The following is a 24,025-nucleotide window of genomic DNA, read 5'->3' as shown; positions in this document are numbered from 1 at the left end:
CGCAGGAGGCACCGTGCTCACCGCGTTCGCCCGGGCGTTCAAGACGCCCGACCTGCGCAAGAAGCTGCTCTTCACGCTCGGCATCATCGTGCTCTACCGGCTCGGGGCACACATCCCGGTACCGGGAGTGAGCTACGAGAACGTCCAGACCTGTGTTGATCAGGCCAGCAAGGGCAACAACAGCCTCTTCGGCCTGGTGAACATGTTCAGCGGTGGTGCACTGCTGCAGATCACGATCTTCGCGCTCGGCATCATGCCGTACATCACGGCCAGCATCATTCTTCAGCTGCTGACCGTGGTCATCCCCCGACTCGAGGCGCTCAAGAAGGAGGGGCAGTCCGGGCAGGCCAAGATCACGCAGTACACGCGTTATCTGACCGTCGCGCTCGCCATCCTCCAGGGCACCGGCCTGGTGGCCACCGCCACCAGCGGCGCCCTCTTCAGCGGCTGCCCGGTCGCCGACCAGATCGTCCCGAACCAGTCGATCTTCACGACCATCGTGATGGTCATCACGATGACCGCGGGTACCGCGGCCGTCATGTGGCTCGGTGAGCTCATCACCGACCGCGGCATCGGCAACGGCATGTCGATCCTGATGTTCATCTCGATCGCCGCCAGCTTCCCCGGCGCCCTGTGGGCCATCAAGACCAGCGGCAAGCTGGCCGACGGCTGGATCGAATTCGGCACCGTCATCCTGATCGGCTTCGTGATGGTGGGCCTCGTCGTCTTCGTCGAGCAGGCCCAGCGCCGCATCCCGGTGCAGTACGCGAAGCGAATGATCGGCCGCAGGTCGTACGGCGGTACCTCGACGTACATTCCGCTGAAGGTCAATCAGGCGGGTGTGATTCCCGTCATCTTCGCTTCTTCGCTGCTCTACATCCCCGCCCTGATCGTCCAGTTCTCCAACTCCACCGCGGGCTGGGCGACCTGGATCAAGGACAACTTCGTCAAGGGCGACCACCCGTACTACATCACGGCGTACTTCCTGCTGATCGTCTTCTTCGCCTTCTTCTATGTGGCGATTTCGTTCAACCCCGAGGAAGTCGCCGACAACATGAAGAAGTATGGTGGGTTCATCCCGGGTATCCGGGCTGGTCGACCTACTGCCGAGTACCTGAGCTACGTGCTCAACAGGATCACTTGGCCGGGCTCGCTGTACTTGGGTCTGATCGCTCTTGTGCCGACGATGGCGTTGGCCGGCTTCGGTGGTGCGAACGCCAACTTCCCGTTCGGCGGGACGAGCATCCTGATCATCGTGGGTGTGGGGCTGGAGACCGTGAAGCAGATCGAGAGTCAGCTCCAGCAGCGCAATTACGAAGGGTTCCTCCGCTGATGCGAATCGTCCTCGTCGGGCCGCCCGGTGCCGGCAAGGGAACGCAGGCTGCGTACCTTGCCAAGAACCTGTCGATTCCGCAGATCTCCACGGGCGATCTCTTCCGCGCCAACATCAGCCAGGGCACCGACCTTGGCAAGCAGGCCCGCGCCTTCATGGACGCGGGTCAGTTGGTCCCGGACGAGGTCACCATCGGGATGGCCAAGGACCGCATGTCCCAGCCGGACGCCGAGAACGGCTTCCTGCTGGACGGCTTCCCGCGCAACGTGGGTCAGGCCGAGGCCCTTGACGCCATGCTGAAGGACGAGGGCACCAAGCTCGACGCGGTCCTGGACCTGGAGGTCCCCGAGGACGAGGTGGTCAAGCGCATCGCCGGCCGCCGGATCTGCCGGAACGACGGCTCCCACGTCTTCCACGTGACGTACAACCCGCCGAAGACCGAGGGCGTCTGCGACGTCTGCGGCGGCGAGCTGTACCAGCGCGACGACGACACCGAGGACACGGTTCGTACGCGGCTGGAGGTCTACCACACGCAGACCGAGCCGATCATCGATTACTACCGGGCCCAGAACCTGGTGGTCACCATCTCCGCGCTCGGCAAGGTCAACGATGTGACCGAGCGGGCGATGGAGGCTCTCAAGTCCGACCAGGGCTGAGCGAAAACACCCGCAGTACTTGTGCAGTCGGCCGCGGCGTCCATGGGCGCCGCGGCCGACTGCTTGCGCCGTATCGTTGTGTGAGTACGCCGCAGACATCACCGTTCGATGCAGTCCGATGCAGAGAGGCGCCGCGCAATGGTGCAGATCAAGACCCCCGAGCAGATCGCGAAGATGCGTGAGGCGGGGCTGGTGGTCGCTGCCATTCACGCGGCCACCCGCGAGGCGGCGGTGCCCGGCGCCACCACGCTCGACCTGGACCAGGTCGCCCGCAAGGTGATCGCCGACCACGGTGCGAAGTCGAACTTCCTCGGGTACGGCGGGTTCCCCGCGACCATCTGCACCTCGGTCAACGAGGTCGTCGTCCACGGCATCCCGGACGACAAGACCGTCCTCAAGGACGGCGACATCATCTCCATCGACGCCGGCGCGATCGTCGACGGCTGGCACGGCGACGCCGCGTACACGGCCTTCGTGGGCACCGGTCACGCTCCGGAGCTGGTCGAGCTCTCCCGGGTGACCGAGGAGTCCATGTGGGCGGGTATCGCCGCGATGAAGGTGAACAACCGCCTCGTCGACATCTCGAAGGCGATCGAGTCCTACATCCGCCGCCAGCCCCGCCCCGCCACCGGCAAGTACGGGATCATCGAGGACTACGGCGGCCACGGCATCGGCACCGAGATGCACATGGACCCGCACCTGCTGAACTATGTCGCCCGCAAGCGCGGCAAGGGCATCAAGCTCGTCCCCGGCGTCTGCCTGGCCATCGAGCCGATGGTCTCGCTCGGTACGGCACAGACCGAGGTGCTCCAGGACGACTGGACCGTCATCACCACGGACGGCACCTGGTCCTCCCACTGGGAGCACTCGATCGCTCTCACCGAGCAGGGCCCCCTGGTCCTGACCGCCCCCGACTGCGGCAAGGAGAAGCTGGCGCAGTACGGCATCGAGGCGGCTCCGGACCCGCTGGGCTGAGCCGGCACCGCCGGGCGGAGCCCGGCGCAGCCGGCCGAAGCCTGTGAGGCGCTCCGGCGCCGAGCCCGCGAGGGCTGCGTGGGGGGAGGGGCCGGCATCGAGGCGGCTCCGGACCCGCTGGGCTGAGCCGGCGTACCGCGAGGCCGGACCCGATGGGGGATTTGGCCTGCTTGTGGAGGTCTAAGGATCTCCTCGGGTGGGCAAACTTGACGGATTCGTCTTTTGGGGTCCGCTGACGTAGACTGACTCGTCGGCTGTCGTGCATCAGTGTGTCCGCATGCGATGCCGAAAGTCGATCAAGGTAGCCGATTCGAAAGGCGAAGCGTGGCCAAGAAGCAAGGTGCCATCGAAATTGAGGGCACCGTGATCGAGTCCCTCCCGAACGCCATGTTCAAGGTGGAACTCCAGAACGGTCACAAGGTCCTCGCGCACATCAGCGGCAAGATGCGGATGCACTACATCCGAATCCTTCCGGATGACCGGGTCGTCGTGGAGCTCTCCCCGTACGACCTGACGCGTGGCCGGATCGTCTACCGCTACAAGTAGATCTTGCCTCCACCCCGCTTCCGCGCGGTGACGGCACTGACCCGGAGAACCTGACATCCCATGAAGGTCAAGCCGAGCGTCAAGAAGATCTGCGACAAGTGCAAGGTGATCCGCCGTCACGGTCGGGTCATGGTCATCTGCGACAACCTGCGCCACAAGCAGCGCCAGGGCTGACGCACGACCCCCTGCATCTCGCAGTACTTCGCGCGACGCACGTAAAACGTACATACGCAGAGTCCGTCCAAGCTTCGGCTGACGACACCTCCGGCGGGGGCCGGGGACCCGGGCGTACCACCTCTCGTCACGAGCGGTCGGCGATCGGGAGCGGCACTGCGGAAGACCCCCGAATTAACAACTGGAGCCATTGAATGGCACGCGTTTCAGGTGTTGACATCCCGCGCGAAAAGCGCGTGGAGGTTGCCCTCACCTACGTCTTCGGTATCGGGCGCACCCGGTCCAAGGAGATCCTCGCCACCACCGGCGTGAACCCGAACACCCGCGTTCGTGACCTGGCCGAAGAGGACCTGGTCAAGATCCGCGAGTACGTGGACGCCAACCTCCGCACCGAGGGTGACCTTCGCCGCGAGATCCAGGGCGACATCCGCCGCAAGATCGAGATCGGCTGCTACCAGGGCATTCGCCACCGTCGCGGTCTGCCGGTCCACGGCCAGCGCACCAGCACGAACGCTCGTACCCGCAAGGGCCCGCGTCGCGCGATCGCCGGCAAGAAGAAGCCGGGCAAGAAGTAGTCCTCAGCGGACGCACTGCGGGCGTCCGGGCCACCGGTCATCCGCAGCAACCAGCGGTCTTCGCTGTAGGACCGATCACCTCCCCTCTCCATCTGGAGTCAAGACATGCCCCCCAAGGGTCGTCAGGGCGCAGCCAAGAAGGTGCGTCGCAAGGAAAAGAAGAACGTCGCTCACGGCCACGCGCACATCAAGAGCACGTTCAACAACACCATCGTCTCGATCACGGACCCCTCGGGCAACGTGATCTCCTGGGCCTCCGCCGGCCACGTCGGCTTCAAGGGCTCGCGCAAGTCCACCCCCTTCGCCGCGCAGATGGCCGCCGAGTCGGCCGCCCGCCGCGCGCAGGAGCACGGCATGCGCAAGGTTGACGTCTTCGTCAAGGGTCCGGGCTCCGGCCGCGAGACCGCGATCCGTTCGCTCCAGGCCACCGGCCTGGAGGTCGGTTCGATCCAGGACGTCACCCCCACTCCGCACAACGGATGCCGGCCGCCCAAGCGTCGCCGCGTCTGATTCCGTCTGAAGCAACGGAGACAACTGGAAAATGGCGCGATACACCGGGGCCGACTGCAAGCGTTGCCGTCGGGAGAAGCAGAAGCTGTTCCTCAAGGGCAGCAAGTGCGAGAGCGCGAAGTGCCCGATCGAGATCCGTCCTTACCCCCCGGGTGAGCACGGACGCGGGCGCACCAAGGACAGCGAGTACCTGCTTCAGCTTCGTGAGAAGCAGAAGTGCTCGCGTATCTACGGTGTTCTTGAACGACAGTTCGTGAACTACTACAAGGAAGCGAACCAGAAGACCGGCAAGACCGGTGAGAACCTTCTGCGCATCCTTGAGACCCGCCTCGACAACGTGGTCTACCGGGCAGGCTTCGCCAAGTCCCGCGACCACGCCCGTCAGCTGGTGCGTCACGGACACATCGCCGTGAACGGCACGAAGACCGACATTCCGTCGGCCCGCGTCGCCGTGAACGACGTCATCGAGGTTCGTCAGAAGTCCAAGGCCCTGACCCCCTTCCAGGTGGCCCAGGCCGAGGCCGGCGAGCGCACCGTTCCGGCGTGGCTCGAAGCCGTGCCGTCGACGATGCGGATCCTCGTGCACTCCCTGCCCGAGCGCCCGGTGATCGACACCCAGGTGCAGGAGCAGTTGATCGTCGAGCTCTACTCCAAGTAGTAGCTCGTGGGTCCGGGCGGTACGGCTCTTCGGGGTCGTGCCGCCCGTACCCTTGTCGGTATCTGGGGGCGTCAAATAGTGGGCGCCCACGACTGAAGGAACGCAACATGCTTATCGCTCAGCGTCCGTCGCTGACCGAAGAGGTCGTTGACGAGTTCCGCTCCCGGTTCGTCATCGAGCCGCTGGAGCCGGGCTTCGGCTACACCCTCGGCAACTCTCTTCGCCGCACGCTCCTCTCCTCGATCCCCGGCGCTGCTGTCACCAGCATCCGGATCGACGGTGTCCTGCACGAGTTCACCACCGTGCCGGGCGTCAAGGAGGACGTCACCGACCTCATCCTCAACATCAAGCAGCTGGTCGTCTCCTCGGAGCACGACGAGCCGGTCGTGATGTACCTGCGCAAGCAGGGTCCCGGCCTGGTCACCGCTGCTGACATCGCCCCGCCGGCCGGTGTCGAGGTCCACAACCCGGACCTGGTCCTGGCCACGCTCAACGGCAAGGGCAAGCTGGAGATGGAGCTGACCGTCGAGCGCGGTCGCGGCTACGTCTCCGCCGTCCAGAACAAGCAGGCGGGCCAGGAGATCGGCCGTATCCCGGTCGACTCCATCTACTCGCCGGTGCTCAAGGTCACGTACAAGGTCGAGGCGACCCGTGTCGAGCAGCGCACCGACTTCGACAAGCTGATCGTCGACGTCGAGACCAAGCAGGCCATGCGTCCCCGTGACGCCATGGCTTCGGCCGGTAAGACCCTGGTCGAGCTGTTCGGCCTGGCGCGCGAGCTCAACATCGACGCCGAGGGCATCGACATGGGCCCGTCCCCGACGGACGCCGCGCTCGCCGCCGATCTGGCGCTGCCGATCGAGGAGCTTGAGCTCACGGTCCGTTCGTACAACTGCCTCAAGCGCGAGGGCATCCACTCCGTGGGTGAGCTCGTGGCTCGTTCCGAGGCCGACCTGCTCGACATCCGCAACTTCGGTGCGAAGTCGATCGACGAGGTCAAGGCGAAGCTGGCCGGTATGGGCCTCGCGCTGAAGGACTCGCCTCCCGGCTTCGACCCGACCGCCGCCGCCGATGCCTTTGGCGCCGACGACGACGCGGACGCCGGTTTCGTGGAGACCGAGCAGTACTGATCCGCCTCCGGCCGGGGTGCCCGGGATTTCTGGGCGCCCCGGACCGGGGTGAGGCTTTGTCCTCGATCGCCGGACGGGCTTGATCTCGGCTCGTACGCGAGGGCTCTGTCCTCGATCGCCGGACGGGCTCGATTTTCGGGCTGAGGCCCGATGTCGGGTGCGTGCGGCAGACGAAGACTTCCGTGTGGCGTCCGCCGCGCGGGAACTGACACCGGTACCTGATACGGCCGGTGCAGCACACAAGGAGAAAAACCATGCCTCAGCCCGCCAAGGGTGCCCGTCTGGGCGGCAGCGCTGCGCACGAGAAGCTTCTTCTCAACAACCTCGCGAAGTCGCTGTTCGAGCACGGCCGCATCACCACGACCGAGGCCAAGGCCCGTCGCCTGCGTCCGGTCGCCGAGCGTTTCATCACCAAGGCGAAGAAGGGCGACATCCACAACCGTCGCCTGGTGCTGCAGTCGATCACGGACAAGGGCGTCGTGCACACGCTCTTCACCGAGATCGCCCCGCGGTACGAGAACCGCCCCGGTGGTTACACCCGCATCACCAAGATCGGCAACCGTCGTGGCGACAACGCCCCGATGGCGGTCATCGAGCTGGTCGAGGCGCTGACCGTGGCCCAGCAGGCCACCGGTGAGGCCGAGGCCGCCACGAAGCGTGCGGTCAAGGAAGACGCCCTCAAGAAGGACGAGGCTCCGGCCGAGGCCGTCGAGGACGCCAAGCCGGCCGACGACGCCGAGTCCAAGGACGCCTGAGCGTTCTGAGACCACTGGACGGGCCCGCATCACCCTTCGGGGCGGTGCGGGCCCGTTCCGTATGTACCTGCGAGTAGCTGCGGAAAAGGACCCTTGGGTGAGTGACGAAGTGGAGCCCGGCTTCGTACGGGTGCGGCTGGACCTGGCGTACGACGGCAAGGACTTCTCGGGCTGGGCGAAGCAGACCTCCAGGCGGACCGTCCAGGGGGAGATCGAGGACGCGCTGCGGACCGTGACGCGGTCCTCGCGGACGTACGACCTGACCGTCGCCGGGCGGACCGATGCCGGGGTGCACGCCCGGGGCCAGGTCGCGCATGTGGATCTGCCGGACGAGGTGTGGGCCGAGCACGCGGACAAGCTGCTGCGGCGGATGGCCGGCCGGATGGCGCCCGATGTACGGATCTGGCGGATCGCGCCGGCGCCCGCCGGTTTCAACGCACGGTTCTCGGCGCTGTGGCGTCGGTACGCCTACCGCGTCTGCGATCGTCCCGGCGGGGTGGATCCGCTGTTGCGCGGTCATGTGCTGTGGCACGACCGGCCGTTGGACGTGGCGGCCATGAACGAGGCGGCGGCCCGGATGGTCGGGGAGCACGACTTCGCCGCGTACTGCAAGAAGCGCGAGGGCGCGACGACCATCCGTACGCTGCAGAAGCTGAGTTGGGTACGGGACCGGGCGACCGGGATCCTGACGGCGACCGTGCAGGCGGACGCGTTCTGCCACAACATGGTCCGCGCGCTGATCGGCGCGGCGCTCTTCGTCGGGGACGGGCGCCGTCCGGCCGAGTGGCCGGCCCAGGTGCTGGCGGCCCGGGTGCGGGACCCCGGGGTGCACGTGGTGCGTCCGCACGGGCTGACGCTGGAGGAAGTGGCCTACCCGGCCGACGAGTTGCTGGCCGCCCGCGCCGTGGAGGCGCGCAATGTGCGCACGCTCCCCGGAGGCGGTTGCTGCTGAGGCGTCTACTCCCGGGCCGCTGCCGCCGCCGCGGCGGTGTGTGCCCGCCGTTGGTGCCAGGCGCGCCTCAGCCCGGCCGCCGTGAACAGGGCCGCGAGCGTGTACGCCGTCGCGAGGGACGGGGTGATGTCGGGGGCCGCCCAGCCGTTCACCGCGGCCGCGGTGAACAGCAGCAGGCTCAGCACGCGCAGCAGCCACCAGCGCGGCCGGCGGGGCTCGTACGCGTCCGGGGACGCCGGGTGCTCGCCGTCCTGGGTGGTCATCGTGGAACGCATGCCGGCCAGCAGGCCCCGCCGGGTGAGCACCCGGGCGCCCGGCAGGGTGTCCAGGACGTCCGGGCGGTCACCGAAGCCCGGCGGGAGCGGGGGCAGGGCCAGGGCCGCCAGCAGGTCCGACTGGTGGCGGGGCGGGTTGCCGGTGGAGCGGAGTATGTGCGTCAGCGGGCGGGGGTCCGGGAGGGCGAAGGCGCGGGCCAGGGCCTCGGCCGTGGCGGTGACCGCGGCGTGGTCGGGGGCCGGGGACGTGGCGTTCCACTCGTGGGCGGCCAGCGGCCTGCCCTTGAGGAACAGCGTGAGCCCGCAGCGCTCGGGGGTGCGGCGCAGGACCAGCGTGGGCCACTTCTCGCCGGTGGTGAAGTTGTCGGCCGCCGTGGTCAGCGGGTCCTCCGTGGACAGGATCGAGCGCTTGGCGGGGCGTGCCCCGGCGACGGCCTCGACATAGGTGTGCCTGTCGGTCGCGGGGGCGGTGCGGAGCGAGACGCCGCACATCAGCGCCGCCTGCGCCACCTCCGCCGGGCGGGCCACCGCTATCGCCACCGCGCAGGGGGCGCCGGGGGCGGGGGCCGGCGCGGTGCGGGGCTGCGGGGGGCGGCCGAAGAAGGGTGTCAGGGACGCCAGTTGGATACGGGTGCCGGAACGGGTTTCGAGGAACTCCTGGCGCGGGTCGTCGCCGAAGTACGCCCAGGGGAATTCGGTGGCGTGGGTGCCGATGCTGCGGAAGGCGTCGAGGGCTTCGTCCCAGCGCTCCGTGCGCAGCAGCATCAGGGCCAGGCAGTTGCGGAAGCCGGCCGCCTCCTGGCTGCCCGGTCCGTACGCCTCCGAGAGGTCCAGGGCGCGGGTGACCGCGGCTGCGACGCGGGGCGCGAACGGGTCGGGGCCGGGCGGTGCGCCGGGGGACCGAACCACGTACTCCAGCGCCGCGAACAGGGGCAGCGCGTGCAGCTTCGAGCCGGGCGGGGCCGTGTCGGCCGCGCGCTCGGCGAAGTCGAACATCTCCGTGTGCGAGCCGTGCCACTTCGCGCAGAGGTAGGTGAGGGCGGCGGTGTGGCATCCGTAGTGGTGCGGGTCGCGGGCCAGGGCCTGCGCCCAGTAGCCGTCGAAGACCTCACGGGGGGCCTGGCTACCCAGCGCGTGGGTCAGGGCGATGCGCCAGGGCACGGGGTCGGCGGGGTTGAGTTCGGCCGCTCTGCCGATCACCGGTGCGGCGTCCTCCAGCAGTGCGAAGAAGGCCCGGAACCGGTCGCGCGAGACCTGCCCGGCGCTTTCCGTGGAACGCATTTCCCACGCCTGGTGGATGCCGAGATCCGCCTTGACCAGGGCCGCGTCCGGGTCCTCGGGGTGTTCGGCCTGCCAGGCGTCCAGCCAGCCGGGGTTGTGCAGGGCGGCCCCGGCGAGCCGTGCCGCGTAGCCGTCCCTCAGCTCCCACTGCCGGTGCTCGCGGGTCCCGGCGAGCAGCTCCCGGGCGGGGCCGTGGTCGCCGTCGGCGGCCGAGGCCAGGGCGGCCCGGAGCGCGGGGTCCGGCGCGTCGACGGAAACGGCCTCGTCCGGTGGCAGGTCGGCGCCGATGGCCGCGCTGTGGCGCAGCACGCGGGGAAGGGCGAGCAGGAACGGAAGGCGCACGGATCCCCGGTACCCGTCAGCCGGTCTGCGCGGTGGCCGCGGCCGAGGCCTGGAGCTCGCCGCGGTGGCGGATCTGACGGAACGTGAAGTTCGTCAGGTCGTCACCGGTGGCGTAGGCGTTCTTGTCGGCCGTGGTGACGTTCTTGCCGTTGGTGTACCCGCTGATGGCGAAGTAGGCGTAACGGCCGTAGGAGTTGGCGGTACGGCGGCAGACCGATCCGGGCAGGCAGAAGGACGGCACGCCCGCGCCGCTCAGCGTGGCGATGCTGCCGCTCGCCTGCCGGGCCGTCTTCTTCGCCTGCGCTTCCGTCCGGAAGACCGCGAGGCCGACGGTGACGGCGACGCCGTCCTTGCTGTACGTGGCCCGGACGACCTGGTCGCAGCCGTTGTTCACGAGGATCGGGCCGAGGGCGCCCTTCGTGGTCGCGGCGCAGTTCTTCGTCTGCTGGGTCGCGCCCTTGACGTAGACCCGGTTGCCCATCGTCAGCTTCTTGCCGGGGAAGAACGCGTCGACGGTGATCGGCGCCCGGTCCTTCTTCGCGTCGGAGATGTAGTCCTTCGGGTCCGGCGGGGGCGGCGGGGCCACCGAGGAGAAGGACGGCTCGGGCTCGGCGGTGTCGCTCGGCAGATCGCTCGGCGCGGGCAGTTCGCTCGCGTTCTTGCCGGAGTTGTTGCTGTTGTTCTTGTTGGTCGAGATGACCGCCGTGGCCACGATCGCGCCGATCGCCGCGGTGGCGAGCACGCCGCCGCCGATCAGCAGCCACCTCTTGCGGCGGTTGCGCGCGGCGGACTCGTCGGCCAGCGCTGCCCAGTCCGGAGTCTGTGTGCCCCCGGGCCCCCCGGAGGGCCCCCCTTGCCCAAAGCTCATGCGGCGAATCCTAGAGGAGACGTAAACCGGTTGGGCCAGGGCTTCGCGGGCCGTGACAATGCTGTGCATGGGACATCTTGAAGCGGGCCACCTGGAGTACTACCTACCGGACGGGCGGGTGCTGCTCGGCGATGCTTCGTTCCGGGTGGCGGACGGGGCCGTGGTCGCCCTCGTGGGGGCCAACGGCGCCGGGAAGACGACGCTGCTCAGGCTGCTCGCCGGGGATCTCCAGCCGCACGGCGGTTCCGTCTCGGTGAGCGGCGGGCTCGGGGTGATGCAGCAGTTCGTGGGCTCCGTGCGCGACGAGCGCACCGTCCGGGACCTGCTCGTCTCCGTGTCCCAGCCGCGTATCCGGGAGGCGGCCCTGGCGGTCGACCGGGCCGAGGAGCTGATCCTCACCGTCGACGACGAGGCCGCGCAGATGAAGTACGCGCAGGCCCTGAGCGACTGGGCGGAGGCCCGCGGGTACGAGGCCGAGACCGTCTGGGACATGTGCACCACGGCCGCGCTCGGCGTCCCGTACGAGAAGGCGCAGTGGCGCGAGGTGCGCACGCTGTCCGGCGGTGAGCAGAAACGCCTGGTGCTGGAGGCGCTGCTGCGCGGTCCCGACGAGGTGCTGCTGCTCGACGAGCCGGACAACTATCTCGACGTGCCCGGCAAGCGCTGGCTGGAGGAGAAGCTCAAGGAGACCCGTAAGACGGTCCTCTTCGTCTCCCACGACCGCGAGCTGCTGTCCAGGGCCGCCGAGAAGATCGTCAGCGTGGAGCCGAGCCCGGCCGGCAGCGACGTGTGGGTGCACGGCGCCGGCTTCGACACGTACCACCAGGCCCGCAAGGACCGGTTCGCCCGGTTCGAGGAGCTGCTGCGGCGCTGGGAGGAGGAGCACGCCCGGCTGAAGGCGCTGGTCCACCGGCTGCGGCAGCAGGCGGCGATCAGCCCCGACATGGCGTCCCGCTACCGGGCGATGCAGACCCGCTTCAAGAAGTTCGAGGACTCGGGCCCGCCGCCGGAGCCGCCGCGCGAGCAGGACATCAAGATGCGGCTGCGCGGCGGCCGGACCGGGGTACGGGCGGTGACCTGCAAGAACCTTGAGCTGACCGGGCTGATGAAGCCGTTCGACCTGGAGATCTTCTACGGGGAACGGGTCGCCGTCCTCGGCTCGAACGGATCGGGGAAGTCGCACTTCCTGCGGCTCCTCGCGGGCGAGCAGGTCGCGCACACGGGGGAGTGGAAGCTCGGGGCACGCGTCGTACCCGGGCACTTCGCGCAGACCCACGCCCATCCGGAGCTGCTGGGCAAGACGCTGGTCGAGATCCTGTGGACGGAGCACGCCAAGGACCGGGGCGGCGCCATGTCCGTACTGCGCCGCTACGAGCTGGAACGGCAGGGCGACCAGCCCTTCGAGAAGCTGTCCGGCGGGCAGCAGGCGCGGTTCCAGATCCTGCTCCTGGAGCTGGCCGGCACGACCGCGCTGCTGCTGGACGAGCCGACGGACAACCTGGACCTGGAGTCGGCGGAGGCGCTGCAGGACGGTCTGGAGGTGTACGAGGGGACCGTGATGGCCGTCACGCACGACCGGTGGTTCGCGAAGTCCTTCGACCGCTATCTGGTGTTCGGCTCGGACGGCGTCGTACGCGAGACGACGGAGCCGGTGTGGGACGAGCGCAGGGTGGAACGGGCGCGGTAGCGCGCGGCGCACCCCCGCGGGGAACCCGCACCAACCAGCCCGTCCGGCGATTGAGGACGGAACCCCCGGCAGCGGGGCCGGCCAGGCCGGGGAACCCCGCTGCCGCCCGCCCGGGGGCCACACGTTTTGACCCGTCCGGGGCGGGGCGGGTAGTCTCGTTGATTGTTATGCGTATTGGCTTCGTCGTTCTCACGCGTAGGGCCCTTACGTAGGTTCTCTGGAGCAGTTACCAGTGGCTCGCATACGGGCAGCGTCCCCGGCATTGTGAGCCCCAGCTGCATGATCGCTTCAGAGGTGCCATGTGTCTGGACCCCATCCACTGAAGAAGCGAAGGCTACGAAGTGCGTACGTACAGCCCCAAGCCCGGCGATGTGACGCGCCAGTGGCACATCATTGACGCGCAGGACATCGTCCTGGGTCGTCTGGCCACCACGGCTGCGAACCTCCTCCGCGGCAAGCACAAGGCGATCTACGCCCCCCACATGGACATGGGCGACTTCGTCATCATCATCAACGCCGAGAAGGTTCACCTCTCCGGCAACAAGAAGACCCAGAAGATGGCGTACCGCCACTCCGGGTTCCCGGGTGGTCTGCGCTCCGTCCGTTACGACGAGCTGCTCGCCAAGAGCCCCGAGAAGGCCGTCGAGAAGGCCATCAAGGGCATGATCCCCAAGAACAGCCTGGGCCGTCAGATGCTCTCGAAGCTCAAGGTCTACGCGGGCGACCAGCACCCGCACGCTGCTCAGCAGCCGGTCCCGTTCGAGATCACCCAGGTCGCGCAGTAGTTCCGGCCTCCCCCTAAGACCAAAAGAAAGATCTGAGGAGAATCGTGGCCGAGACCACTGTTGAGAACCCCGTCGAGGGCACCGAGGGCGAAGAGGTCTTCGCCGAGGTGACCACCTTCGAGTCCGAGGTTCCCGTCGAGGGCGAGTACACCAGCGAGTCGCTGGCCTCCCGCTTCGGCGACCCGCAGCCCGCCGCCGGCCTTGGCCGTCGGAAGAACGCCATCGCCCGCGTCCGGATCGTTCCGGGCACCGGCAAGTGGAAGATCAACGGTCGCACCCTTGAGGACTACTTCCCCAACAAGGTGCACCAGCAGGAAGTCAACGAGCCCTTCAAGGTGCTCGAGCTCGACAACCGCTACGACGTCATCGCCCGCATCTCGGGTGGCGGCGTCTCGGGTCAGGCCGGCGCCCTGCGTCTCGGCGTGGCCCGTGCGCTGAACGAGGCGGACGTGGACAACAACCGCGCCCCGCTGAAGAAGGCCGGCTTCCTCTCCCGTGACGACCGTGCGGTCGAGCGCAAGAAGGCCGGTCTCAAGAAGGCCCGCAAGGCCCCGCAGTACAGCAAGCGCTAATCCGCCTGCTCATCTGCTTTACACGTTCGCCCCGGCGGCACACCTCGTGCTGCCGGGGCGTTCGTTTATCGGCACCCTCGGGCGTATAACGGCATAAGACGCTCATAGGCTTGTTGGGCTGCTTTGGTTGATTTGGTTGTGCGGTTTCGGAGCATCTTCGGAGGACACCAGTGGGACGACTCTTCGGCACGGACGGTGTGCGCGGTGTCGCCAATGCGGATCTGACGGCCGAGCTGGCGCTCGGTCTCTCGGTCGCTGCGGCGCATGTTCTCGCCGAGGGGAGCACTCTCGACGGGCCCCGGCCGACAGCCGTGGTGGGCCGTGACCCACGCGCGTCCGGAGAGTTCCTGGAGGCCGCCGTGGTGGCCGGTCTCGCCAGCGCCGGCGTGGACGTCCTGCGCGTCGGTGTGCTGCCCACCCCGGCGGTGGCGTACCTCACCGGCGCGCTGGGCGCCGACCTCGGTGTGATGCTCTCCGCGAGCCACAACTCCATGCCGGACAACGGTGTCAAGTTCATCGCCCGCGGCGGTCACAAGCTCTCCGACGAGCTGGAGGACCGGATCGAGTCGATCTACCAGCAGCACCGCACCGGTGAGCCGTGGGAGCGCCCGACCGGTGCCGGTGTGGGACGCGTCACCGAGTACGCGGAGGGCTTCGACCGTTACGTGGCCCACCTCGTCGCGGTCCTGCCGAACCGGCTCGACGGGCTGAAGGTCGTGCTCGACGAGGCGCACGGCGCGGCGGCCCGGGTCTCGCCCGAGGCATTCGCGCGGGCCGGCGCCGAGGTCGTCACGATCGGTGCCGACCCGAACGGCCTGAACATCAACGACGGCTGCGGCTCCACCCATCTGGAGCCGTTGAAGGCCGCCGTCGTGGAGCACGGCGCCCACTTCGGCATCGCGCACGACGGCGACGCGGACCGCTGCCTGGCCGTGGACGCCACGGGCGAGGAGGTCGACGGCGACCAGATCCTGGCCGTCCTCGCCCTCGCCATGCGCGAGGCCGGACAGCTGCGCAAGGACACCGTGGTCGGCACCGTCATGTCCAACCTCGGCTTCAAGATCGCGATGGAGCGGGAGGGCATCCAGCTCGTCCAGACCGCCGTCGGCGACCGCTACGTACTGGAGTCGATGAAGGCCGAGGGCTACGCGCTGGGCGGCGAGCAGTCCGGCCATGTCATCGTCCTGGACCACGCCACGACCGGCGACGGCACGCTGACCGGCCTGCTGCTGGCGGCCCGGATCGCCGCCACCGGCCGTACGCTCGCCGATCTGGCCGGGGTCATGCAGCGGCTGCCGCAGCTGCTGATCAACGTCCGCGACGTCGACAAGTCCCGGGTCGCGACCTCCCCCGAGGTCGCCGAGGCCGTGGCCGAGGCCGAGCGCGAGCTGGGCTCCACCGGACGCGTGCTGCTGCGCCAGTCGGGCACGGAGCCGCTGGTGCGGGTCATGGTCGAGGCGGCCGACATCGAGCAGGCGCGGGCCATCGCCGAGCGGCTGGCCGATGTCGTGAAGTCCGCGCTGGGATAGTGCTCAGCGGCCGGACAGGCCCTGATCGCCGGACGGCCTCGCGACGAGGACCGTCCGGCGGCGGTGTGCCGCCCACAGGGCCTTCTGGACCAGCAGGGTCAGCGTCCCCGCGGCCACGATCCCGCCGAGGTTCGCCAGCAGCTGGGTGGTGGAGCCCGACATCTGGTGGTAGTCGCTGTAGCTGAACGCCACCGCCGCGTTGGCCGCGGCCGGCACGGTCGTCACCGAGATGGCGACCCCGATCAGCGCCCCGGACTTCGCCGAGGTGAGCGAGAGCGTTCCGGCGATCCCGGCCAGGAAGGCCACCACGAACGACATCGCGTCGGGCTTCCAGATGAACGCCGTGTTCGGACGGTCGGCCTCGATCATCGAGCGGGTGAACAGCCCGAAGGCGTCCATCAGCCAGGCGAACCCGGCCGTCAGCACCATCGCGAGGGCGAAGCCGCCGATCAGCGCGTACAAGGAACGCAGCGCCAGTCGCGGAGCACGCTGCACCAGGGCGGTGGAAATCCCGGCCAGCGGCCCGAACTCCGGGCCGACCGCCATCGCGCCCACGATCAGGATCGCGTTGTCGAGCATCACACCGCAGGCGGCGAGCATCGTCGCGACGGTGAGGAACGCCACGTACGTGACGCTGAAGGTCGACTCCTCGTGGGTCGCCTCCGTCAGCTCCTCCCACAGCACCGCGTCCGCGCCCTCGCCCGGCGCGGCCTCCTCGGCCCTGTCGGCGTGGGCGGAGAGCGTCAGGTCCATGTTCTCGACAGTGATCGAACCGGACTTGTCGATGCCGAGGCGGCGCAGCGCGGAGATCAGCTCGTCACCCGCCTCACGGGCCACATCGCACATCACCACGTCACCCGCCGGATTGCGGGCGGCCCCGGCCATCACGACGAGATGCGTCGTACCGAGGGTGCTGTCCAGCAGGTGCAGCACCTCGTCCGTACGGTCGGTGGGGACTATCAGGCGCAGATGCAGCACGTGGCCACTCCCGGGAGGCTCGCGGACTCAGAGTTTGCGCAGCGACAGCCGCTGGACCTTGTGGTCCGGTCCCTTGCGCAGCACCAGGGTGGCACGGCCCCGGGTGGGCGCGACATTCTCCACCAGGTTGGGCTTGTTGATGGTCCGCCACATCGTCGCCGCGTACTCCATGGCCTCCTCCTCGGAGACCTGGGTGTACTTGCGGAAGTACGAGAACGGGTTCTGGAACGCGGTCGCGCGCAGTTTCCGGAACCGGTTGAGATACCAGCTCTCGATGTCCTCGGTGCGCGCGTCCACGTACACGCTGAAGTCGAAGTAGTCGGCGAGACCGACCCTGGTCCGGCCGTCCTTGCCGGGCATCGCGGGCTGCAGCACGTTCAGCCCCTCGACGATCAGGATGTCGGGGCGGCGTACGGTGAGCCGCTCGTCCGGCACGATGTCGTAGATCAGGTGCGAGTAGACGGGCGCCGTCACCTCGTCCTTGCCCGCCTTGATGTCGGCGACGAAACGGGTCAGGGCGCGCCGGTCGTACGACTCGGGGAACCCCTTGCGCGACATCAGGCCGCGGGCCTGGAGCTCCTTCATCGGCAACAGGAACCCGTCCGTGGTCACCAGCTCCACGCGCGGATGCTCGGGCCAACGGGCCAGCAGCGCCTGGAGGATGCGCGCGGTGGTGGACTTGCCGACCGCGACACTGCCCGCGACGCCTATGACGAACGGGGTGCCGCGCTGCTCGCCGTGGCCATTCCCCGCGTCCCCGAGGAAGGTGTTCAGGGCGCCGCGCAGACCCGAGGTGGCCTGGACGTAGAGGTTGAGGAGCCGGGAGAGCGGCAGGTAGACGTCGCGTACCTCGTCGAGGTCGATGACGTCCCCGAGCCCGCGCAGCTGCTCGACCTCGTCGGCGGTCAGCGGCAGGGGCGTCTTGTCGCGCAGCGCGCTCCACTCGGCGCGGGACAGATCGACGTACGGCGTCGCCGCATGCTCGGCGCGTCGGTGGGTGCTCCGTGGCGGCGAAGTGATCACGGGTTCATTGTTGCGGGAGTTTGAACGGAGTGGGGGGTGGGCTCGGTCACGTGAGGGAGGGCCGGGCCGGTGCCGCCGCCGTCGTTCACGGCTGTGCGCCCGCCTTCGTGCCCGCCTTCGTGCCGACGTTCGTGCTCACCTTCCTGAGCACGCAGAGCTCTCCGCTGTCGGGGTCGCCGATGAACGTCCACAGGACGGCGGAATCGGTCTTCCCCCTGGCCGCGAGTTGGCCGCTGACCTTGCCGGGGGCGAATTCGACGGACAGTTCCGTCGCGCCCTCCTGGGTCGCGTACACGCCGGACTCCCAGGTGCCGGTCCCGGTCATGGTGGACGGGAAGCCGAATCCGGAGCTGTCGCCGGTGGTGGCATCCGTGTAGTCGCCGCAGACGTTCGTGGCGCCGAAGGTGCCGTCCTCGGCGAGGACGAGCCGGCCGCCGTGCTCGTCCTGCCAGGTGCCGCGCAGCTGACCTCGCGTCAGTACGAGCGGCGGGCCGTCGGGCTCCGGGGGGATGTTCACGTAGCGCAGGAGGAACAGCAGGACGAACAGCCCCACGGGGACGAGCACGACGAGGGCCGCCCCGATGCCCAGCCCCAGCACGACGGCGCCCTTGTTCGACATCCGGCGCTTCGGCCGCGGAGGGGGCACGGGGAACGGCCGGGAAGGCCGGAGATCCCAGGGTGGACGTTGCGACGTGACCGGCCCTTCGGCGCCGGACATGCGACCCACCCCCGATTCTCGGCCGACCGGCCGGAATCGGTGCCGGTCGGCGGCGACGCCATGATGCACCCCGGGGCACCTGCCGCCGTCGGCGGGGGCCGGTGTCCGCACCCCTGTGGCGGACACCGGACCCGGTTCAGGGGCGCCCGGTGACGGTGGGGCGCCTCGCCCGTGACATCAGGGCTTCTCGCCCTTGGCGTCGACGACGGCGGCTTCGACCCGGGCTTCGCTCGTGAGGATCTGCCCGGCCTTGAACTTGATCGTCTGGCGCTTCACCTTGCCGTCGGAGAGCGCGTACTCGTAGTCCTCGGTGACCACGAAACGCAGACCGGCGTAGCTGAAGTCGTGCGGGTCGAGCAGGATCTCCCGCTGCTCATGGATGCCGTCCTCCTTCCGGGTGATGGCGATGGCCTCGCGCCCGGCGGCGTCCTTCACCAGGTGGTCGGTGACGTGCACGCCGGGGATGGTGGCCATGGCCCGGTAGAGCCGGGCGAGGGCGGCCGGTGCGATCGGATACGCCTCGACCATCAGCCCCATCGCCCGGAAGCTGTGCTGCGCCTCGGCCTCGGGCGGGCTCTCGGCCGTGTTGCCGGCCGGATAGAACGAGCGGACCTTCGCCAGCAGCCGCGCCGGGTCGTCGGGCAGCGCCTCGGCAGCCCGGTAGACCTGGCGGGCCGTGCGGTAGTCGGAGTCCTTGCCGTTCTTGGCCGCGGCGGAGTTGCCGTACGGAACCCAGTCGTCGGGGTCGTACGTGACGCGGCCGGCGGCCATGCCGTTCCGGTCGCCCTGCGCGGCCTGCGCCGTCCTGGTGTAGATCCACTGGTCGTCGCGCGGCTCCGGCCCGGCCGGCTGCTTCTCCAGCGCGTCGGCGGCCCGGTTCAGCACCTCGGCCGGGCTGTCCAGCCGCAGGGTCCCGGCGGTCGAGGCGGGTCCGGAGCGGTCGGCGGCGTCCCCGAGCTGGGTGCCGAGCACCGCCGCCACGGTGATCGCCGCGGCCGCGCCGACGGCGGCGACCCGCCAGTCCGCCCGCAGGCGGTGGACGCGACGACCCGGGGCCGCGGCCTCGGTGAGCCGCTGCCGGCCCGGGGCGAGCGCGCCACGGTCGGGAACGGGCGCGTCCGCGCGGAGCTCGCGCAGCTGGGTCATTTCGTCCATGACGGGGTCAGCTCCATGGCGTCGGGCGTGAACGAGGGGTCCGTGCAGAGGGCCTCGCGGACCTTGCGGCGGGCGCGATTGAGCCGGGACCGCACGGTGCCGAGCGGGATGCCCAGCGCCTCGGCGACCTCCTGGTACCCGAGGTCGGCCCAGGCGACGAGCAGCAGCACATGCCGGTCGCCGGGCGAGAGCGCGGCGAGCGCCACGGCCAGGGGTGCCTGGGCGGCGATCCGGTCGTCGGAACGCTCGCTCCAGGAGGCGGCCACCGGGTCCCGACCGGTACGGGCCAGGGCCCGCAGCCCCCGCTCCTCGCTGCGCCGGTGCTTGCCGATGAGGTTGGCCGCGATGCCGTACAGCCAGGGGCGGGCGCTGCGGTATGAGCGGTCGTAGCGGCGCCGGGAGCGGAAGGCGATGAGGAAGGTCTCCGCCGTGATGTCGTCCGCCGCACCCTCCCCGAGGCGGCGGGCGGCATAGCGGTGGATGTCCGGTGCGTGACGGTCGTAGAGCCCGGCGAAGATCTCGGGCTCCTCCAGCGACTGCGCGATGACCTCGGCATCGTCGTCGGGGCTGGCCGGCGGCGGTCCGGTCACATCGGCTCCTGGGGCTCGGGGGGTGAGCGTGTCACCCCTTGTTCCCCGCTGGGGCCGGAAAGGTTCACAGGGTATGCGGGGCGGCCACCCCCGATGCCGCCCCGGCCCCTTCGCCCGCCGGGGTCCGCCCGGTCGCCGCCCCGCGCGCGCACCGGGCGGATCGCCCCCGGGACGCCGTCCTCCCTGCCGCCCCGTTCCCCTTCTGCGACGATGCGAAGAAGAGGGGCGGGTGACCACGAAGGGAACGATATGTGCGGAATCGTCGGTTACGTCGGTGGACAGTCGGCCCAGGACGTCGTCGTCGCGGGCCTCAAGCGCCTTGAGTACCGGGGCTACGACTCGGCGGGCCTCGCCGTGCTCGCGGACGGCGGTCTGGCCGCCGCCAAGAAGGCCGGCAAGCTCGTCAATCTGGAGAAGGCCCTGGCCGAGGCGCCGCTCCCGGCCGGGACCACCGGGATCGGACACACCCGCTGGGCCACCCACGGCGCCCCCACCGACACCAACGCCCACCCGCACCTCGACAACGCGGGCCGCGTCGCCGTCGTGCACAACGGGATCATCGAGAACTTCGCCGCCCTGCGCGCCGAGCTCGCCGAGCGCGGCCACGACCTGGCCTCCGAGACCGACACGGAGGTCGTCGCCCATCTGCTCGCCGAGGCGTTCTCCTCCTGCGCCGACCCGGCGGAGGCGATGCGGCAGGTCTGCCGCCGGCTGGAGGGCGCCTTCACCCTCGTCGCCGTGCACGCGGACGCACCCGGCACGGTGGTCGGGGCCCGGCGCAACTCGCCGCTCGTGGTGGGGGTGGGGGAGGGGGAGTCGTTCCTGGCCTCCGACGTCGCCGCGTTCATCGCGCACACCCGCTCCGCGATCGAGCTGGGCCAGGACCAGGTGGTCGAGCTGCGCCGCGAGGGGGTCACGGTCACCGACTTCGACGGGCGGCCCGCCGAGGTCCGCGAGTACCACGTGGACTGGGACGTCTCCGCCGCCGAGAAGGGCGGCCACGACTACTTCATGCTCAAGGAGATCGCCGAACAGCCCAGGGCGGTCGCCGACACGCTCCTCGGACGGATCGACGGCTCGGGCTCGCTCCGCCTCGACGAGGTACGCATCCCGCCGTACGAACTGCGCGAGGTCGACAAGGTCGTCATCGTGGCCTGCGGCACCGCCTTCCACTCCGGGATGATCGCCAAGTACGCCATCGAGCACTGGACCCGCATCCCCTGCGAGACCGAGCTGGCCAGCGAGTTCCGCTACCGCGACCCGATCCTCGACCACCGCACCCTGGTCGTCGCGATCTCGCAGTCCGGCGAGACGATGGACACCCTGATGGCCCTGCGGCACGCCCGCGAACAGGGCGCGAAGGTCCTCGCCATCTGCAACACGAACGGCTCCACCATCCCCCGGGAGTCCGACGCCGTGCTCTACACGCACGCCGGCCCCGAGGTCGCCGTCGCCTCCACCAAGGCCTTCCTCACCCAGTTGGTCGCCTGCTACCTCGTCGCCCTGTATCTCGGACAGGTCCGCGGGACGAAGTGGGGCGACGAGATCCGCACCGTCATCCGCCAGCTCTCCGAGATCTCCGGCGCGGTCGAACGGGTCCTGGAGACCATGGAGCCGGTACGCGAACTCGCCCGCTCCCTCGCCGGTCACGACACCGTGCTTTTCCTGGGCCGCCATGTCGGCTATCCCGTGGCCCTGGAAGGCGCGTTGAAGCTCAAGGAGCTCGCGTACATGCACGCCGAGGGCTTCGCCGCCGGTGAGCTCAAGCACGGCCCGATCGCGCTCATCGAGGACGGCCTCCCGGTCGTCGTGGTGGTGCCGTCGCCGCGCGGCCGGTCGTTGCTGCACGACAAGGTCGTGTCGAACATCCAGGAGATCAGGGCCCGCGGTGCCCGCACCATCGTCATCGCCGAGGAGGGTGACGAGGCGGTCGTCCCCTACGCCGACCACCTGATCCGGATCCCCATTACGCCTACGCTGCTCCAGCCGCTGGTGTCGACCGTGCCGCTGCAGGTATTCGCCTGCGAACTGGCCACGGCCCGCGGCAACGACGTGGACCAGCCGCGCAATCTGGCGAAGTCCGTGACCGTGGAGTAGCGAGGGATGAGGGAATACGCGTGATCATCGGGGTCGGGATCGACGTGGCCGAGATCGAACGGTTCGACGCGGCGCTGGAACGCACGCCGCAGATGGCCGAACGGCTCTTTCTGAAACAGGAGTTGCTGCTGCCCAGCGGCGAGCGGCGCGGTATCGCCTCGCTCGCCGCCAGGTTCGCCGCGAAGGAGGCCCTCGCGAAGGCGCTCGGCGCGCCCGGCGGACTGCACTGGACGGACGCCGAGGTGTACGTCGAGGACAGCGGACAGCCCCGGCTGCGGGTCAGCGGCACCGTCGCCGCCTGCGCCGCCGAGCTGGGTGTACGGCACTGGCACGTGTCGCTCAGCCACGACGCGGGGGTGGCGTCCGCCGTGGTGATCGCGGAGGGTTGAGCACATGCGTACCGCCTACAGCGTTCAGACCGTACGGGCCGCCGAGCGGGCCCTGATGGCCCGGCTGCCCGAGGGCGCGCTGATGCAGCGCGCCGCCGCGGGACTCGCGGCGGCCTGCGCCGATGTGCTGCGGCGGCGCGGCCGGGTGTACGGGGCCCGGGTCGTCCTCCTTGTCGGCAGCGGCGACAACGGGGGCGACGCGCTGTACGCGGGCGCCCGGCTCGCCCGCCGGGGCGCCGGCGTGCGCGCCGTGCTCACCTCGCCGGACCGCGCTCACGAGGGCGGCCTCGCGGCCCTGCTCGCGGCCGGCGGGCGGGTCGCGGAGGGCGCGGACGCCTGGGGCGGCCACATCGATCTCGTGGTGGACGGGATCACCGGCATCGGTGGCCGGGGCGGGCTGCGTCCGGGCGCCGCCGAGCTGGTGCGGGCCTTCGCGGCGACCGGCGCGCCCCTGGTCGCCGTCGACCTGCCCAGCGGGGTCGAGGCCGACACCGGCGAGGTGCCCGGCGAGGCGGTGCGCGCCGACGCGACCGTCACCTTCGGCACGTACAAGCCGGGCCTGCTCGTCGACCCGGCCGCCGAACGGGCCGGCGCGCTGCGCCTCGTCGACATCGGGCTCGGGTCCGAACTGCCGGACGTACCCGACCTGGAGGCGCTCCAGTACGCGGACGTCGCCGCGCTGCTGCCCGTCCCCGGCGCCGAGAGCGACAAGTACCGGCGCGGGGTCGTCGGCATCGTCGCCGGTTCCGCGCGGTACCCGGGCGCGGCGGTGCTGGCCGTCTCCGGGGCGCTGCGGGGCGGCGCGGGGGCCGTGCGGTACGTCGGTCCGGGCGCGGACGCGGTGATCGCCCGTCATCCGGAGACGCTGGTCCACGCGGGGCCGCCGTCGAAGGCGGGGCGGGTGCAGGCCTGGGTCGTCGGGCCCGGACTCGGTGACGGCGCGGAGGCCGCCGAGGGGGTCCGGGACGTGCTGGCGGCGGACGTCGCGGTGCTGGTGGACGCGGACGGGCTGCGGCTGCTGGACACCGGTGCCGTACGCGCGCGCACCGCGCCCACCGTGCTCACCCCGCACGCCGGTGAGGCCGCCGCGCTGCTCGGCGTGGCGCGCGAGGAGGTCGAGGCGGGGCGGCTCGCCGCCGTACGGGAGCTGGCCGCCCGCTACCGCGCCACGGTCCTGCTCAAGGGGTCGACGACCTTGGTCGCCACCGACGACCCGGACACTCCCGTACGGGTCAATCCGACCGGCACCTCCTGGCTGGCCACGGCCGGCAGCGGCGACGTCCTCTCCGGACTGACCGGCTCCCTGCTGGCCGCGGGCCTCGCCCCGCGTGACGCCGCGTCGGCCGGCGCCCATCTGCACGGACTCGCCGCCCGCCACGCCTCCGACGGCTCGCCCGTCGCCGCCCAGGACGTCGCGGAGGCGATCCCGGCGGCGTGGCGGGACGTTCGGGCCTGAGCGATCCTGGGCCCAG

General features: G+C 70.0%; 25 protein-coding genes. 18 read left to right on the top strand and 7 right to left on the bottom strand.

Annotated elements, in window-relative coordinates:
• Positions 1–13: 13 nt before the first annotated feature.
• From secY to truA, 11 genes are all read left to right on the top strand, one after another.
• Complete coding sequence (gene secY / locus OG611_RS03605) at positions 14–1,333, top strand: preprotein translocase subunit SecY (protein WP_093540755.1); 1,320 nt, start codon at positions 14–16, stop codon at positions 1,331–1,333.
• Positions 1,333–1,989 (top strand): adenylate kinase, encoded by a 657-nt coding sequence (locus OG611_RS03600; RefSeq protein ID WP_266415462.1) that lies wholly within the window; start codon positions 1,333–1,335, stop codon positions 1,987–1,989. Before secY ends, OG611_RS03600 begins: the two co-directional genes overlap by 1 nt.
• Before the next feature lie 138 nt (positions 1,990–2,127).
• Positions 2,128–2,964 (top strand): type I methionyl aminopeptidase, encoded by an 837-nt coding sequence (gene map / locus OG611_RS03595; RefSeq protein ID WP_266415460.1) that lies wholly within the window; start codon positions 2,128–2,130, stop codon positions 2,962–2,964.
• Between the two features lie 324 nt (positions 2,965–3,288).
• On the top strand, positions 3,289–3,510 hold the full coding sequence (infA, locus tag OG611_RS03590; protein ID WP_003956442.1) for a translation initiation factor IF-1: 222 nt from the start codon (positions 3,289–3,291) through the stop codon (positions 3,508–3,510).
• Positions 3,511–3,570: 60 nt separating this feature from the next.
• The gene (rpmJ, locus tag OG611_RS03585) at positions 3,571–3,684 is read left to right on the top strand and encodes a 50S ribosomal protein L36 (RefSeq protein WP_003956441.1); all 114 of its coding nucleotides are present in this window, start codon (positions 3,571–3,573) and stop codon (positions 3,682–3,684) included.
• Positions 3,685–3,878: 194 nt separating this feature from the next.
• Positions 3,879–4,259 (top strand): 30S ribosomal protein S13, encoded by a 381-nt coding sequence (gene rpsM / locus OG611_RS03580; RefSeq protein ID WP_014047799.1) that lies wholly within the window; start codon positions 3,879–3,881, stop codon positions 4,257–4,259.
• Between the two features lie 105 nt (positions 4,260–4,364).
• On the top strand, positions 4,365–4,769 hold the full coding sequence (gene rpsK, locus OG611_RS03575; protein ID WP_003956432.1) for a 30S ribosomal protein S11: 405 nt from the start codon (positions 4,365–4,367) through the stop codon (positions 4,767–4,769).
• A gap of 31 nt (positions 4,770–4,800) precedes the next feature.
• Positions 4,801–5,427 carry a 30S ribosomal protein S4 gene (gene rpsD / locus OG611_RS03570; RefSeq protein ID WP_266415458.1) on the top strand — a complete coding sequence of 209 codons (627 nt, stop codon included), beginning with the start codon at positions 4,801–4,803 and terminating at the stop codon, positions 5,425–5,427.
• 107 nt (positions 5,428–5,534) lie between these two features.
• The gene (locus OG611_RS03565) at positions 5,535–6,557 is read left to right on the top strand and encodes a DNA-directed RNA polymerase subunit alpha (RefSeq protein ID WP_024755423.1); all 1,023 of its coding nucleotides are present in this window, start codon (positions 5,535–5,537) and stop codon (positions 6,555–6,557) included.
• A gap of 254 nt (positions 6,558–6,811) precedes the next feature.
• Entirely contained in the window at positions 6,812–7,312 is a 501-nt protein-coding gene (gene rplQ, locus OG611_RS03560) for a 50S ribosomal protein L17 (protein ID WP_124716932.1), read from the top strand.
• Positions 7,313–7,409: 97 nt separating this feature from the next.
• Complete coding sequence (gene truA / locus OG611_RS03555) at positions 7,410–8,264, top strand: tRNA pseudouridine(38-40) synthase TruA (RefSeq protein ID WP_266415452.1); 855 nt, start codon at positions 7,410–7,412, stop codon at positions 8,262–8,264.
• Positions 8,265–8,269: 5 nt separating this feature from the next.
• On the opposite strand, the gene OG611_RS03550 is transcribed toward truA, so the two are convergent.
• Both OG611_RS03550 and OG611_RS03545 read right to left on the bottom strand, forming a co-directional pair.
• Positions 8,270–10,162, bottom strand: a complete 1,893-nt coding sequence (locus OG611_RS03550; RefSeq protein ID WP_266415449.1) for a hypothetical protein — start codon at positions 10,160–10,162, stop codon at positions 8,270–8,272.
• 16 nt (positions 10,163–10,178) lie between these two features.
• Complete coding sequence (locus OG611_RS03545) at positions 10,179–11,030, bottom strand: hypothetical protein (RefSeq protein WP_266415447.1); 852 nt, start codon at positions 11,028–11,030, stop codon at positions 10,179–10,181.
• A gap of 58 nt (positions 11,031–11,088) precedes the next feature.
• Between OG611_RS03545 and OG611_RS03540 the strand changes: the two genes are divergently transcribed.
• From OG611_RS03540 to glmM, 4 genes are all read left to right on the top strand, one after another.
• Positions 11,089–12,717 carry an ABC-F family ATP-binding cassette domain-containing protein gene (locus tag OG611_RS03540; protein ID WP_266425487.1) on the top strand — a complete coding sequence of 543 codons (1,629 nt, stop codon included), beginning with the start codon at positions 11,089–11,091 and terminating at the stop codon, positions 12,715–12,717.
• Between the two features lie 341 nt (positions 12,718–13,058).
• On the top strand, positions 13,059–13,502 hold the full coding sequence (gene rplM, locus OG611_RS03535; RefSeq protein ID WP_072486702.1) for a 50S ribosomal protein L13: 444 nt from the start codon (positions 13,059–13,061) through the stop codon (positions 13,500–13,502).
• A 44-nt stretch (positions 13,503–13,546) separates the two neighbouring features.
• Positions 13,547–14,074 carry a 30S ribosomal protein S9 gene (gene rpsI / locus OG611_RS03530; RefSeq protein WP_030914197.1) on the top strand — a complete coding sequence of 176 codons (528 nt, stop codon included), beginning with the start codon at positions 13,547–13,549 and terminating at the stop codon, positions 14,072–14,074.
• 170 nt (positions 14,075–14,244) lie between these two features.
• Positions 14,245–15,603, top strand: a complete 1,359-nt coding sequence (gene glmM / locus OG611_RS03525; RefSeq protein WP_266415443.1) for a phosphoglucosamine mutase — start codon at positions 14,245–14,247, stop codon at positions 15,601–15,603.
• Between the two features lie 3 nt (positions 15,604–15,606).
• On the opposite strand, the gene OG611_RS03520 is transcribed toward glmM, so the two are convergent.
• From OG611_RS03520 to OG611_RS03500, 5 genes are all read right to left on the bottom strand, one after another.
• Complete coding sequence (locus tag OG611_RS03520; protein ID WP_266415441.1) at positions 15,607–16,581, bottom strand: DUF389 domain-containing protein; 975 nt, start codon at positions 16,579–16,581, stop codon at positions 15,607–15,609.
• 27 nt (positions 16,582–16,608) lie between these two features.
• Positions 16,609–17,604, bottom strand: coding sequence for a type I pantothenate kinase (gene coaA, locus OG611_RS03515; RefSeq protein WP_266415438.1), 996 nt, complete (start codon positions 17,602–17,604; stop codon positions 16,609–16,611).
• An 85-nt stretch (positions 17,605–17,689) separates the two neighbouring features.
• Positions 17,690–18,223 (bottom strand): hypothetical protein, encoded by a 534-nt coding sequence (locus OG611_RS03510; protein ID WP_266415436.1) that lies wholly within the window; start codon positions 18,221–18,223, stop codon positions 17,690–17,692.
• A gap of 276 nt (positions 18,224–18,499) precedes the next feature.
• The gene (locus tag OG611_RS03505; protein ID WP_266415433.1) at positions 18,500–19,477 is read right to left on the bottom strand and encodes a CU044_5270 family protein; all 978 of its coding nucleotides are present in this window, start codon (positions 19,475–19,477) and stop codon (positions 18,500–18,502) included.
• Positions 19,465–20,067, bottom strand: a complete 603-nt coding sequence (locus tag OG611_RS03500; RefSeq protein WP_266415431.1) for an RNA polymerase sigma factor — start codon at positions 20,065–20,067, stop codon at positions 19,465–19,467. Before OG611_RS03500 ends, OG611_RS03505 begins: the two co-directional genes overlap by 13 nt.
• 249 nt (positions 20,068–20,316) lie before the next feature.
• Here OG611_RS03500 and glmS point away from each other — a divergent pair, with 249 nt between their 5' ends.
• From glmS to OG611_RS03485, 3 genes are read left to right on the top strand one after another with little or no spacing between them, the layout of a single operon-like run.
• The gene (gene glmS / locus OG611_RS03495) at positions 20,317–22,164 is read left to right on the top strand and encodes a glutamine--fructose-6-phosphate transaminase (isomerizing) (RefSeq protein ID WP_266415430.1); all 1,848 of its coding nucleotides are present in this window, start codon (positions 20,317–20,319) and stop codon (positions 22,162–22,164) included.
• A 20-nt stretch (positions 22,165–22,184) separates the two neighbouring features.
• A complete protein-coding gene (locus OG611_RS03490; protein WP_266415429.1) occupies positions 22,185–22,553 on the top strand; it encodes a holo-ACP synthase in 369 nt (122 codons plus the stop codon).
• A 4-nt stretch (positions 22,554–22,557) separates the two neighbouring features.
• A complete protein-coding gene (locus tag OG611_RS03485) occupies positions 22,558–24,009 on the top strand; it encodes an NAD(P)H-hydrate dehydratase (protein ID WP_266415428.1) in 1,452 nt (483 codons plus the stop codon).
• The last annotated feature ends 16 nt before the right edge of the window (positions 24,010–24,025 follow it).

The organism is Streptomyces sp. NBC_01363 (genome assembly GCF_026340595.1).
Lineage (GTDB): Bacteria > Actinomycetota > Actinomycetes > Streptomycetales > Streptomycetaceae > Streptomyces.
Note: the sequence above shows the minus strand (reverse complement) of the source record. Positions and strands in the feature narration are given on the sequence as shown.